10 protein-coding genes are annotated in these 12,696 nt (G+C 66.1%); 9 read left to right on the top strand and 1 reads right to left on the bottom strand.

What is annotated here, in order from left to right; translation table 11 throughout:
* Positions 1 to 20 precede the first annotated feature (20 nt).
* The 6 genes from LQV16_RS06955 to LQV16_RS06930 all read left to right on the top strand — a co-directional run bounded on the left by LQV16_RS06955 (position 21) and on the right by LQV16_RS06930 (position 7,234).
* The gene (locus LQV16_RS06955) at positions 21 to 1,649 is read left to right on the top strand and encodes an ABC transporter substrate-binding protein (RefSeq protein ID WP_229993179.1); all 1,629 of its coding nucleotides are present in this window, start codon (positions 21 to 23) and stop codon (positions 1,647 to 1,649) included.
* 134 nt (positions 1,650 to 1,783) lie between these two features.
* Positions 1,784 to 2,875, top strand: a complete 1,092-nt coding sequence (locus LQV16_RS06950) for an ABC transporter permease (RefSeq protein WP_229993178.1) — start codon at positions 1,784 to 1,786, stop codon at positions 2,873 to 2,875.
* Between the two features lie 2 nt (positions 2,876 to 2,877).
* Positions 2,878 to 3,891 carry an ABC transporter permease gene (locus LQV16_RS06945; RefSeq protein WP_229993177.1) on the top strand — a complete coding sequence of 338 codons (1,014 nt, stop codon included), beginning with the start codon at positions 2,878 to 2,880 and terminating at the stop codon, positions 3,889 to 3,891.
* Positions 3,888 to 5,591: an ABC transporter ATP-binding protein gene (locus tag LQV16_RS06940; protein WP_229993176.1), complete on the top strand. Its 1,704-nt coding sequence runs from the start codon at positions 3,888 to 3,890 to the stop codon at positions 5,589 to 5,591. Before LQV16_RS06945 ends, LQV16_RS06940 begins: the two co-directional genes overlap by 4 nt.
* Positions 5,592 to 5,771: 180 nt before the next feature.
* On the top strand, positions 5,772 to 6,188 hold the full coding sequence (locus LQV16_RS06935; protein WP_229993175.1) for a chorismate mutase: 417 nt from the start codon (positions 5,772 to 5,774) through the stop codon (positions 6,186 to 6,188).
* A gap of 2 nt (positions 6,189 to 6,190) precedes the next feature.
* Complete coding sequence (locus LQV16_RS06930) at positions 6,191 to 7,234, top strand: hypothetical protein (protein WP_229993174.1); 1,044 nt, start codon at positions 6,191 to 6,193, stop codon at positions 7,232 to 7,234.
* Between the two features lie 57 nt (positions 7,235 to 7,291).
* On the opposite strand, the gene LQV16_RS06925 is transcribed toward LQV16_RS06930, so the two are convergent.
* The gene (locus tag LQV16_RS06925; protein ID WP_229993173.1) at positions 7,292 to 8,014 is read right to left on the bottom strand and encodes a DUF4166 domain-containing protein; all 723 of its coding nucleotides are present in this window, start codon (positions 8,012 to 8,014) and stop codon (positions 7,292 to 7,294) included.
* A gap of 179 nt (positions 8,015 to 8,193) precedes the next feature.
* Here LQV16_RS06925 and mtrA point away from each other — a divergent pair, with 179 nt between their 5' ends.
* The 3 genes from mtrA (at position 8,194) to LQV16_RS06910 (ending at position 12,660) form a co-directional block, all read left to right on the top strand.
* A complete protein-coding gene (mtrA, locus tag LQV16_RS06920) occupies positions 8,194 to 8,868 on the top strand; it encodes an MtrAB system response regulator MtrA (protein WP_090583650.1) in 675 nt (224 codons plus the stop codon).
* Between the two features lie 196 nt (positions 8,869 to 9,064).
* Positions 9,065 to 10,945: an MtrAB system histidine kinase MtrB gene (gene mtrB / locus LQV16_RS06915; RefSeq protein ID WP_229993172.1), complete on the top strand. Its 1,881-nt coding sequence runs from the start codon at positions 9,065 to 9,067 to the stop codon at positions 10,943 to 10,945.
* A complete protein-coding gene (locus LQV16_RS06910; RefSeq protein ID WP_229993171.1) occupies positions 10,942 to 12,660 on the top strand; it encodes an LpqB family beta-propeller domain-containing protein in 1,719 nt (572 codons plus the stop codon). The genes mtrB and LQV16_RS06910 overlap by 4 nt, the downstream gene beginning before the upstream one ends.
* Positions 12,661 to 12,696: the final 36 nt, after the last annotated feature.

Below are 12,696 nucleotides of genomic sequence, written 5' to 3'. Positions count from 1 at the left end.
ATCGAACAGAAAGTTCACAGATGGCAATGAACAAAAAGGCCTGGCAGAGCGTCATCGCGCTGGCCGGGGTTTCCGCCTTTGCACTGACGGCCTGCACCGGGCCGACCGGCGGCGCTGGCGGGTCATCAGCCGCAGCTAGCGGTCCGATCGCCTACGGCACCACGGACAAGGTCACTGCCTTGGATCCGGCGGGCGCGTATGACAACGGTTCGTTCATGGTGATGAACCAGATCTACTCCTTCCTCCTCAACTCGAAGCCCGGCAGCGCAGATCCCGTGCCGGACCTGGCCGAGTCCGCGTCCTTCACCTCGCCGACCGAGTACACGGTCAAGCTCAAGCCGGGCCTCAAGTGGGCCAACGGCCACACGCTCGACTCCAAGGACGTCAAGTTCTCCTTCGACCGGCAGACCAAGATCAACGATCCTGCCGGTCCCGCAAGCCTGCTGACCAACATCGAAAGCATCACCGCCCCCGATGCCAACACCGTGGTCTTCAAGCTGAAGCAGGCGAACGACCAGACCTTCGCTCAGATCCTCAGCAGCCCCGCCGCGCCGATCGTAGACGATGAAGTCTTCCCGGCCGACAAACTGCTTGACGACGACTCGATCGTCAAGGCCAAGGCGTTCTACGGCCAGTACGTGATCGACACGTACAAGAAGAACGAGCTGGTCAGCTTTAAGGCATTCCCTGACTACCAGGGAGTCCTCGGCAAGCCGGCCAACGATGCCGCCACGATCAAGTACTACGCCGACCCCACCAACATGAAGCTGGACATCCAGCAGGGGAACATCGACGTCGCGAACCGCAGTCTGAGCGCCACCGACGTCGATGACCTGAAGAAGGACTCCAAGGTCAAGGTCAACGTTGGCCCCGGCGGCGAAATCCGCTACATCACGTTCAACTACGACACCATGCCGTTCGGCGCCAAGGCTCCGGATGCAGATCCGGCCAAGGCGCTCGCCGTCCGCCAGGCCATCGCGAACCTCGTTGACCGCCAGTCCATCGCGGACCAGGTCTACAAGGGCACGTACCTGCCGCTGTACTCCAACGTTCCCAGCGGTTTCCTCGGTGCCAACGAATCGTTCAAGGACGCATACGGCGACGCCGGCAAGCCGAGTCTGGACAAGGCCAAGAAGGTCCTGGCCGACGCCGGTGTGACGACCCCCGTCTCGATGAACCTGCAGTACAACCCGGACCATTACGGCAAGTCCTCCGGCGACGAGTACGCCATGATCAAGGACCAGCTGGAGAAGTCCGGTTTGTTCAAGGTCAACCTGCAGTCCACGGAATGGGTCACCTACAGCAAGGCCAGCCGCGCCGATGAATACCCGCTGTTCCAGTTTGGCTGGTTCCCGGACTTCAGCGACGCCGACAACTACCTGACCCCGTTCTTCCCGGAGGGCGGCTTCCTGAAGAACCACTACAACAACCCGACCGTCAACGACCTGATCAGCAAGCAGCTCACCACCGTTGATAAGACTGAACGCGAGTCCACGATCAAGGATGCGCAGAATGCCCTCGCCAAGGACATCTCCACGCTTCCGTTGCTCCAGGGCGCGCAGGTTGCCATTTCCGGCAGCGGTGTCAAGGGTGTCGATTCCACCCTCGATGCCTCCTTCAAGTTCCGTTTGGGAACTATTTCCAAGTAAGGCTGCATCCTTGCTGTCCTGACCAGCCTGCGAGGCGGGGCGCCCTCAAGGCGCCCCGCCTTTGCTGGTCATTGCCGCACCCCGCAGTTCACGCCGGCCCGCCCAAGGCCGCGACAGCACAATCTTAGGTACCAATGACAACATTGACTGAGGCGCCGCTAAACGACGCCGACGGACTTCTTCCGTCCAAGAAAAAATCCTCGGGTGGGGGCTTGGGGACCTACATCCTGGTCCGGTTCTTCCTGATCATTCCGACCATTTTCATTTTGGTGACTTTGGTCTTCTTCCTGATGCGGGTCATCGGCGACCCCATCACCGCAGCCCAGGGCGGCAGGCTTCCCCCGGAGGCGCTCGCGCAGCGCATCCACGAGGCCGGCTACGACCGCCCGATCCTCGTGCAGTACCTCGAATACGTTGGCCAGGTGGCGACCGGCAATTTCGGCACCACCATCACCGACCGCCGGCCCGTTGTCGAAATGATCATCACCTTTGGCACGGCAACCCTGGAACTGGCCATCAATGCCCTCATCGTGGCGCTCTTGGTCGGCATCCCGCTCGGGCTCATCTCCGCCTACAAGCGCGATAAGGCGCCCGACGCCGTCCTGCGGTTCTTCGCCATCCTCTGCTATGCCACCCCGGTATTCTTCGCTGGCCTGCTGATGAAGCTGGCCTTCTCCGTCTGGCTCGGCTGGCTGCCCGTCGCAGGACGGGCCTCCACCAGGACCGAACTGGCCATGGGAAGCCTGGCCGCACCGACCGGGATCTATTGGCTGGATGCCTTGCGCAGCGGCAACATGGCCGCGTTCGGCGACGTCGCGGCCCATTCAGTCCTCCCCGCACTCACCCTGGGGCTGCTGACGGCAGGGGTCTTCCTGCGGCTGGTCCGCACCAACGTCATCGGCACACTCGGCAAGGACTACGTCGAGGCCGGCAGGTCCCGTGGCGTTAGTAATTACCGCCTCGTGACCAAGCATGCCTACAAACCGGCCCTCATCCCGATCATCACGGTCATGGGGCTCCAGATTGCCCTCCTGCTAGGCGGCGCCGTCCTCACGGAGTCCACCTTCGAGTGGAAGGGCCTCGGCTACCAGCTGGTGCAATACCTGAACGCCCGCGACTTCGTCGCCGTCCAGGGAATCGTTGTAATGCTGGCGGTCATCGTTGCCGTCACGAACTTCATCGTGGACGTCGTCGCAGCCCTGATCGACCCGCGAGTGAGGTACTAGCCATGAATGCAACCAAAGTAAGCGGGCGCAAGCAGCCCCTCTTCTACCGGCTGCCGGTGATCTCGCATTTCCGCTCGAGCGTCGGGCTTCAGCGCGGCATGCTCGTCACCGGCCTGGTCCTGTCCGTCGTCTTCCTGCTCGTCGCCGTGTTTGCGCCGTGGATCGCGCCCTACGGGTTTGCCCAGCTCAGCGACGCCGCGGGTCCCTTCCCGACACAGCAGCCCCCCAGCCCGGCGCACATCTGGGGCACCACGGTGGGTGGCTATGACGTCTATTCCCGAGTGCTCTGGGGTGCCCAGACCGCCGCGGTGGTCATCATCGTCGCCGTGGCCATGTCGATTTTCCTCGGCGTAGCCCTCGGCCTTGTCAGCGGGTACTTCGGCGGCTGGCTCGACCGGGTGTTCGTGGTGATCGCCGATGCGATCTACGCTTTCCCGTCCCTGCTGCTGGCCATCGTGATGTCAATCGTCATCAGCCACGGCCAGTCCAGTTTCTGGGGAGGCATTGTTGCCTGCTCCATCTCCATCTCGGTGGTGTTCGTCCCGCAGTACTTCCGCGTCATCCGGGCCGAGACCATACGGCTAAAGGCGGAGCCGTACGTCGAGTCAGCCAAGGTGGTGGGTGCCTCAAGCATTCGCATCATGGGTCGGCACATCTTCAAGAACGCAACGCGCACGCTGCCATTGATTTTCACGTTGAATGCGTCCGAGGCCATCCTGACCCTGGCGGGCCTCGGCTTCCTGGGGTTCGGCATCGAACCGACGTCCGCCGCCGAGTGGGGTTACGACCTGAACAAGGCCATAGCAGACGCCTCCTCGGGCATCTGGTGGACCGGTGTTTACCCCGGTACGGCGATCGTCCTGACCGTGCTTGGGCTGACCCTCGTCGGTGAGAGCATCAACGACCTCAACGATCCCCGCCTGCGGGGCCGCAAGAAGGCTGTGGCAGGCAAGGGCGGACCTGACTCCACCGCCGGTGCCCAGGCTGCACTCGAAGCAGAATCGAGAGTTCTATGACCATCAACATCGACAAGCCCGGCCAGGGCGCAGGCCCGGTCCTGGACATCGACCGCCTCAAGGTCACGTTCGCCACTGATGCCGGGGATGTGTACGCCGTCAAAGACGTCAGCCTCCAGGTCAACCCCGGCGAGGTCGTGGCCATCGTTGGCGAATCGGGATCCGGCAAGACTGTGACGGCCAAGACCATCCTGGGGCTCTTGCCGGAGACGGCCATCAGCCAGGGCGCGGTTCTGATCAACGGCAACAACGTCATCAGCGTCAGCGAGGCGAAACTGCGGGAGATCCGGGGCCGCGATGTGGCCATGGTGTTTCAGGAACCATCCACCGCCCTTAACCCGGTCTTCACCGTGGGCTGGCAGATCGCCGAAGGAATCCGCGCACACGCCGGCACCGGCGGCCGCAGCAAGGTCTCGGCCAAGGAAGCCAAGGCGCGGGCAATTGAAGCCCTCCGCAAAGTGGGCATCCCGGACCCGGAAACGCGGGTCAACTACTACCCGCACCAGTTCTCGGGCGGCCAGAAACAGCGCGTTGTGATTGCCGCAGCGCTGGCCCTGAACCCTGGCCTCATCGTGGCGGACGAGCCGACGACTGCCCTGGACGTCACCGTGCAGGCCGAGATCCTTGAACTGCTGCGGGACCTGCGCGACAACTACGGAACGTCCATCGTGCTGATCACGCACAATATGGGCGTTGTCGCCGACCTCGCCGACCGCGTCGTGGTCATGTACCAGGGCGACGTCGTGGAGGAGGCATCCTCACGGGTGCTCTTCGCCCAGCCCAAGGAGGACTACACCAAGAAGCTCCTCGCCGCTGTGCCGCACCTGGGCCGCAACTCCGCGTCGGAGGGCATGGTGGAACGCGCCCACCAGGGCGGCAAAGTGCTAGTTGAGGCCAAGAACCTGACCATCGAGTACCCTGGGCGGCTGGGCAGTCCGGCCTTCAAGGCCGTCGACGGCGTCAGCTTCACCGTGTCTGAAGGCGAAGTTTTCGGTCTCGTGGGGGAGTCGGGTTCCGGCAAAACCACCATCGGCCGGGCGATCGCGGGTCTCAATCGGACCACGGGGGGCAGCCTGAACGTGCTGGGTTACGAAATGCTGAACTTCAAGGAGCGCACCTTCAAGCCGCTCCGCAAGGAGATCGGCTTCGTGTTCCAGGACCCGGCGGCCTCGTTCAACCCGCAGCTGACCATCGGCGACTGCGTGGCGGAACCGCTGATCATCCACTCCAAACCGACCGCGGCTGAGGCGCGCAAGCGGGTCGGCGAGCTGCTCGAGTCCGTGCAGCTGCCGGCGTCGTACGCTGACCGGTTCCCGCACGAACTCTCCGGCGGGCAGCGCCAGCGCGCCTCGCTGGCGCGGGCGCTCATCCTGAACCCGAAGCTGCTCATCGCCGATGAGCCGACGTCGGCCCTGGACGTGTCCGTGCAGGCCGTGGTGCTGGAGCTGTTCAAGGAGATCCAGCAGGAGTTCGGCTTCGCGTGCCTGTTCATCAGCCACGACCTCGCCGTGGTGGACATGCTCTCCCACTGGGTCGGCGTGCTCTACAAGGGAAAGATGGTGGAGCAGGGCCTCGGCAACCAGGTGATGGGCAACCCGCAGCACGACTACACGAAGAAACTCATCGCCTCGCTGCCTGTTCCGGATCCCGACGAACAGGCCAGGCGCCGCGAGGCGTTCAAGGCCGTGCTCCACAGCTAACTGCCACGACCGAGTCTGGGCCGATGCAGCGCCGGGCCTGGCTCGTGCAGGGCCACTGCCAAATGGGCATGCCCACCTTTCAACGAACGGTGGGCATGCCCATTTTGGTGTCTCCGGCGGCCGACTGCAACGGCGCTTAACAGCGGGAGGCATTGGCCGCCGTGCCCCTAGACTGGACCAATGACCGAGCAGAACCTCAATCTTCCTGAAACCGATTCCTACGACCCGGCGGCAAGCTCCCTGGCCGGTTCCGTGGATCCCGCGGTAATGGCGGAGCTGTTGTCGATCCGCTCAAGCATCGACAACATCGATGCTACCCTCGTCTTCCTCCTCGCCGAACGCTTCAAGGCCACCCAGAAGGTCGGCTTCCTCAAGGCCGCGCACAAGCTTCCCGCAGGGGACCCGGGCCGCGAAACGGCGCAGATCGCCCGGCTGCGGCATCTCGCGGCCGAGGCCCACCTGGACCCGGCGTTCGCGGAGAAATTCCTGAACTTCATCATCGGTGAGGTCATCCGCCACCATGAGGCCATCGCCGAAGACCATCAGGCCGCCCAGGCCTCCGGCTCCGCGGACGCGGCCCGCGCCGCAGACGCCTAGCCATGGCCGGAACAGACTCGCCCGCACCGGGCCAAGTGACCGCGACGGGCCTGGGCCCGTGGCCCGGCGAGGACCCGGCCGAGGCCGCCCGCATCATCCGCGGAGAACTGGGCAGCCCGCATCTGCCGTTCCTTGCCGAACTTCCCGACCGCGGCGTCGGCTCAGATGCCTTAGGCCGGACCGCGTCCCTGCTCGTGGAGCTGGCCGTCGACGTCCAGCCGCATGGCTGGAGGTTCGTGGACCGTCCCGGCAAGGACCTGCAGCGGGCGAAATCCGCCCTGTCCACCGACATAAACATCCTGGCGGACGTGATCGGGGTCGAGGAAGTGCCGTCGGAGGATATCAAGATCCAGCTGCGCGGGCCGCTCAGCCTTGCCGCCGGCCTGCACCTGCACAACGGGGAACGGGCCCTGATCGACTATGGCGCCCGCCGCGAGATTGCGGCTTCGCTGGCAGCGGGTGTGGAAGGCTATCTCAAACGGGTGGCAGAGGCTGCCCCCGGTGCCCGGATCGTGGTGCAAATCGACGAACCGGAGATTGCCTCCGTGCTGGCCGGCACGATTCCCACCTCCAGCGGTTACCGGACCTTGCGCTCGGTGCCGGGCCGGGAAGTCACCGAGTCCTGGCAATTGGTCGTCGACGCGCTCCGGGCCGCGGGCGCCGTCGAAACCGTCGTGGCCGTCTCCGAAGTCGAGGCGCCCTTCGAGCGGATCCTGGCGGCGGGCGCCGACGGAATCGCCGTGCCGCTCCGGGCCCTGACCTCGCGCCAGTGGGAACAACTCGCGGGCGCGGTGGAGGCCGGCAAACGGCTCTGGGCCGGCGCGCTGGACGTGTCTGATCCCACCGCGAGGTTGCCCAGGGTTGGCGACGTCGTGGAAAACGTGTGGCGCCCGTGGCGGCAGCTGGGTCTTCCCGCGTCCACGCTGGGGGCGCTGCGCGTCACGCCGTCGGAGGGCCTGGCGGGGCACTCACCGGCCGCGGCGACGGCGGTCCTGACCCGGCTGACCCAGGTGGCGGACGGCCTCAACCAGCTGGCCCTCGGCTAGCGCAGCCGAAGGGACTGCCGGCGCCGCAGGGCCTGCCGGGGCCGCCGGATGCTCCCGTCAGATCCTGCTCTCCCAGCCGTCCGGACGGGCGTGCGCTGGCAGGTAGCCCGGCGTCGCAACTCCACCGGGGTAGGGCTCGAGCCGGTAGTCGAAATGGCCGGCGTACACCAGTACCAGGCCGAGCTGGGGCTGGATCACCTTGACCTGGATCCGGTGCCGCCCGCCGTCCTGGGGCTCCCACCACTGCTCGGCATAGGCCTTGGCATCGACGGCGGCCGGCAGCGGAATCCGCAGCGGGCCCAGGAACAGCCGGGACGCCTCGGACACGCCCCGGAGCCGGCCCTCCGGCGTGACGCTGAGATTGAGGTCCGTGACGAGCCGCCGGAAACGCCCTACATAGTCGACCAGCCCCGGCGTGTGCCCGCCGTCATCAAACCCGGAGTCATCAAAACTGGTGGTGTCCTGAAACAGCCGGGTGGTACCGGGGAAGAAGATTTCCCGCCGGGCCGTCAGGCTTGACCTGCCGAACGGGTCCAGGTGGGCGTGGTTCTCGATCCGGAAGCGAATGCCCTCGCCGTACTCGGGAAAGAAGGCCTGCTCGCCGGTGGTGAGCCGGAGCAGGGGACGCAGCCAGGCCTGACGGCAGCCGACGACGTCGAACACCCCTTCGCCGACGCCGTAGTGGCCCGACCCCGGTGCCAGGGCGAAGTAGTCTTGGAGCTCAGGCTGTAGTCGGGCAAAGTCGCTGCCCAGGGCGCGCTCGTAGATGGGGGTGTTCACGGGTTCCTCCTGCGGTCCGGGCCGGTTCACTTGGCCTGTCCACAGCATGCAGGACAACGCGGCGATTGTCACAGCGTCCCGTGCATCGGCGGGGTCCGGCGTCGGTGGCAGGCCCGCCTGCGCCATGCCGGTGGGCCGCCCGATACGACAAAGCCAATTCAATGGGGGAATATATAACTATGAAGGCACGCATTCTGGTAGTGGATGATGACGAGGCGCTCGCCGAGATGATCGGTATTGTGCTGCGCAATGACGGCTTTGAACCCGTCTTCTGCGCGGACGGCGGACAGGCGCTGGACGTGTTCCGCGCCTCCAAGCCGGACCTCGTCCTGCTCGACCTCATGCTTCCGGGAATGGACGGCATTGAGGTTTGCCGGCAGGTCCGTGCCGAGTCTGACGTCCCGATCGTGATGCTGACCGCCAAGGCGGATACCTCGGATGTGGTCCGCGGCCTCGAGTCCGGGGCCGATGATTACGTGCCCAAGCCGTTCAAACCCGCCGAGCTTGTCGCCCGGGTCCGGGCCCGGCTCCGTCCGGGTGACCAGAAGGCTCCGGAAACCCTGCGGATCGCCGACGTTACGATCGACGTCGCCGGCCACCTGGTCAGCCGCGGCAATGACCGGATTTCCTTGACCCCGCTGGAGTTCGACCTCCTCGTCGCCCTGGCCCGCAAGCCGTGGCAGGTGTTCACCCGTGAGCTGCTCCTGGAGCAGGTCTGGGGCTACCGGCACGCCGCAGACACCCGGCTGGTCAACGTCCATGTCCAGCGGCTGAGGTCGAAGATCGAACGTGACCCCGAAGCTCCCGAAGTTGTATTGACGGTCCGTGGTGTCGGCTATAAAGCAGGTTCCTGAGCCTGCGGACCGCGGTGTCCGGCAGGCCATAGACACGGACACAGCGCCGGACACGACGACGGCAGAGCCATCCGCGGCATCATCCGCAAAGTCATCCGCGTCGTCAACCGCAGGGCCGTCCACCCCACCCGGGCACGGAACGCCGCCTGCCGGCAGCGGGCCGGGACTTCGGCGCGGACTCGCCTTCCGGACCCGGTTGTGGGCAAAACGCGCGAGGATCGTTGGCGTCAGGGTCGCGCGGTTGGTCCGTACCGCGATGCAGCGTCTCTTGCCCGGTATCAGGTACCTGCTCCGGGCCGTGCAGCGGAAGTGGCGGCGTTCGCTGCAGTTCCGCACCGTCCTGACCACGCTGATGCTGGCCATTGGTTCATTCGCGGTAGTGGGCGCGTACCTGTCCAACCAGATCGCCAACAACCTGTTCCAGGAACGGCTCGCCCAGGCCGAATCCGAGACGCGCTACAACGTCAAGCAGGTCCAGGACACGTTCGACGGCGCCCAGGTCACGGACCAGTCCAGCGTCATCACCCTGGTCTATGACACCCTGAACGCGGTCGAAGGCCGCGGATCCGTGATCCAGAGGCGCTACGTCTTCGAGGCAATGCCGGAGCAGACCAAGCCGCGCAACCGTTGGGTTGAATCCCGGGCCTCGGACCAACTCACCATCGGCGTCATCCCCCCGGACCTGCGCAAGGCCGTGCAGAACTCGGGCAAGGACCAGTACTGGGCGTCCACGCAGTTCCCCGTGGGGACCGAAGACCGGCCCGGCATCGCCGTCGGCAACAAGGTGACCTTCAACGGCACCGTCTACGAGCTCTACCTCATCTATGACCTCAACACGGCGCAGAAGACGCTGGACGAGATCCAGAACGTCCTGCTGGCCGGCGGTGCCGTGCTGGTGCTCATGATCGGCGGCGTCGCCTGGTATGTCACCCGCAACGTGGTCAGCCCGGTCAGCCATGCTGCCGTCGTCTCCGAGAAGCTCGCGGCCGGACAGCTGCAGGAGCGCATGGTGGTCAAGGGCGAGGACGAGGTCGCCCGGCTTGGTGCCTCGTTCAACCACATGGCCGCAAGCCTTCAGGAACAAATCACGCAGCTGGCCACGCTCTCGCAAATGCAGCAGCGGTTCGTCTCCGATGTCTCCCACGAGCTCCGCACGCCGCTCACCACCGTGCGCATGGCCGCGGAAGTCCTCTATGACGCCCGCGAGGACTTCGACCCCATCAACAAGCGGTCCGCGGAGCTGCTCTACAATCAGGTGGAACGCTTCCAGTCGCTCCTGGCGGACCTGCTGGAAATCTCCCGCTTCGACGCCGGCGCAGCCACCCTCGACGCCGAACCCACGGACATTGTGCAGCTCGTCGCGCACGTCATTGAGGGAGTGGCACCCGTCGCCGCCGAATACGGCTCCGCCGTTACCCTCAACGCCCCGGCCGGGAGCGTCATTGTCGACATGGACGACCGCAGGATCGACCGAATCCTCCGCAACCTGATCCTGAACGCCCTCGAACACGGCGAGGGCCGCCCGGTGAACATCTCGGTGGCCGCAAGCGACACAGCAGTGGCCGTGGCCGTACGGGATCACGGAATCGGCATGACACCGGCTGAGGCGGCCCGCGTCTTCGACCGCTTCTGGCGCGCCGATCCCGCCCGTGCCCGCACCACCGGCGGCAGCGGGCTGGGGCTGTCCATCGCCGCCGAGGACACCAAGCTCCACGACGGCTGGCTGCAGGCCTGGGGGAGCAAGGGCCACGGGTCGAACTTCCGCCTGACCCTTCCGCTGCGCCGGCATGAGCCGATCACCAGGTCCCCGCTCCACCTCGAACCCGTCAACGTCGGGCTCCCGGAGACGGGCCGCCAGCGGACCATGGTCTTGCTGGACCCGCAACGGTCCGCGGAGACCCCGGCCGCGACACCAGGGGCCGGGACACCAGGGGCCGCGGCCCGCGGGACCATGGCTGACGGGTTCAGGGGATTTAGTGGCGACTTTTCTGGCGACGGCGGCGGCGCCGTCGGCGGGGCAACCCCGGACGGCGGCTCGGCCGGCCCCCGGGAAACCGGCATGGAGGGCAGGGCATGAACGGGGTTTCGGGCAAGTTCACCCGCGTGGGGGCTGCGCTGCTGGCTCTCCTCCTGCTCCTGTTGACCTCGTGCGCCCAGATTCCGCGCTCGGGGCCGGTGGGCAAGAGCACGGACGAGAGTGCGGGAAACCCCAACGCCCCGGTCTTCTTCCCGGCCGCGCCCCGTCCCGGCGCCGGACCCGAAGCAGTGATCGAGGACTTCTACCTCGCCGGCAGCGGCTACGAGGACGACTACGCCGTGGCCCGGCAGTACCTCACGCAGGCTTCATCGGTGGCGTGGAAGCCGGACCAGCGGGCGCTCGTCTTCCGGAAGGCCGCTGTGGTGGCCACCGGCGTCGAAAACGTCTTCAACTACCAGCTCGACGTCGCCTATTCGGTGGACGCCGACGGCGTGGCCACGCAGCTTCCCGAGGGCACTACCGAAAACATCCCCGTCACCCTGACCCAGGTGGACGGCGAGTGGCGAATCTCCGATCTCCCGGACGGCACGGCCATTCCGGAAGAGACCTTCAAGGTCATCTACGGCGCCTACCCGATCTACTTCTACGACCCCACATTCACGTACGCCGTACCCGATGTCCGGTGGTTCATCCGGAAGAAGACCGTCAAGGCGATGACGAGCGCCCTCCTGGGCGGCCCCGCCCCCTACCTCAAGGGCGCCGTCGTCAGCGCGTTCCCCTCGGGCATCAAGCTGGCCCGCGAGTCTGTGCCCGTCGTCTCCGGTGCCGCGCAGGTGGATCTCACCGCCAAGGACCTGGTGGAGGCCTCCAACGAGGACCGGCTGCGGATGCAGACACAGCTGGCCCTGACGTTCCGCAGCCAGCCGGATGTCGTCAATGTTGAGCTCCGTGCCAATCAGGACCTGGTGCGCGTCGAGGACAACGGCACGGTCCTGCCTCCGGTCCGGGACGAAAGCGTCCCCGCTTACCAGATCGCCGTCAGCAACAATGACCTGGTCCGGTACGAGAACAACAGGCTCTCACCGCTGCCGGACATCCAGTCCGTCGCGGCACTGTCACCACGGGCCCCGGCGGAGTCGACCGAGTCCCAGGCCGCCGCGTTCCTCAACGCCGCCCGCACCACGATGTACTCGATCGTTCCGGGCCAGCCCGCCAGGGCACTGTCCACGCGGGCTACGCTGTCCCGGCCTTCGTTCGGCCGCTACGACTGGGTCTGGACCGCCGGGCCGGGTGCTGCCGGCGCCACCGAGGTAGTGGCCTACCGGCCGGTCGGTGTGGCGGAGAACGCCAGCGTGCCCACCGTGACCCTGTCGCCGGGATGGCTCGCCGGCCGGACCGTCAAGGAGTTTCGGATTTCCCGGGACGGTACGCGTGCACTGGTCATTTCGGAGCAGAACGGCAAGAGCAAGGTCCAGATCACCGGGATCATCCGGAACGCGGACGGCACCCCGAGGGATCTGACCACGCCCCTGACTCTCCTGACTCCCCGGGATCCGGATCAAGGGGTCTGGGTGGATGACACCACGGTCGCGGTCATGAAGGCTTCCGGCAGCGATGCCGTCTCGCCGGAACTGTTGTCCCTGACCTCGGCGCAGCCGCAGCAGCTGGCACCGTGGCCCGGACTGACGGCCCTCAGCGCAGGCAACGGGACATCCGAGCTCTACGGCCAGTCCGCCGAGGGGATCTTCCAGCGGCTGGGCAACGGCTGGTCACCGCAGCTCAAGGGCCCTATCGACCCGTCCTTCCCCGGCTGACCCAGCGCCTTCTGAGCCAGCGCCTTCTGACCCAGC

The sequence above is a fragment of the Arthrobacter sp. Bi26 genome (genome assembly GCF_918697925.1).
In the GTDB taxonomy this organism is placed as follows: domain Bacteria; phylum Actinomycetota; class Actinomycetes; order Actinomycetales; family Micrococcaceae; genus Arthrobacter.
The sequence above is the reverse complement of the archived record's forward strand: the minus strand, read 5'-3'. Positions and strand labels throughout refer to the sequence as shown.

Excerpts from the sequence above, each read along its gene's own strand:
- LQV16_RS06940 (WP_229993176.1), top strand. The coding sequence starts at position 3,888 with ATGACCATCAACATCGACAAGCCCGGCCAGGGCGCAGGCCCGGTCCTG.
- LQV16_RS06955 (WP_229993179.1), top strand. The coding sequence starts at position 21 with ATGGCAATGAACAAAAAGGCCTGGCAGAGCGTCATCGCGCTGGCCGGG.
- LQV16_RS06935 (WP_229993175.1), top strand. The coding sequence starts at position 5,772 with ATGACCGAGCAGAACCTCAATCTTCCTGAAACCGATTCCTACGACCCG.
- LQV16_RS06950 (WP_229993178.1), top strand. The coding sequence starts at position 1,784 with ATGACAACATTGACTGAGGCGCCGCTAAACGACGCCGACGGACTTCTT.
- LQV16_RS06945 (WP_229993177.1), top strand. The coding sequence starts at position 2,878 with ATGAATGCAACCAAAGTAAGCGGGCGCAAGCAGCCCCTCTTCTACCGG.
- mtrA (WP_090583650.1), top strand. The coding sequence starts at position 8,194 with ATGAAGGCACGCATTCTGGTAGTGGATGATGACGAGGCGCTCGCCGAG.
- LQV16_RS06910 (WP_229993171.1), top strand. The coding sequence starts at position 10,942 with ATGAACGGGGTTTCGGGCAAGTTCACCCGCGTGGGGGCTGCGCTGCTG.
- LQV16_RS06930 (WP_229993174.1), top strand. The coding sequence starts at position 6,191 with ATGGCCGGAACAGACTCGCCCGCACCGGGCCAAGTGACCGCGACGGGC.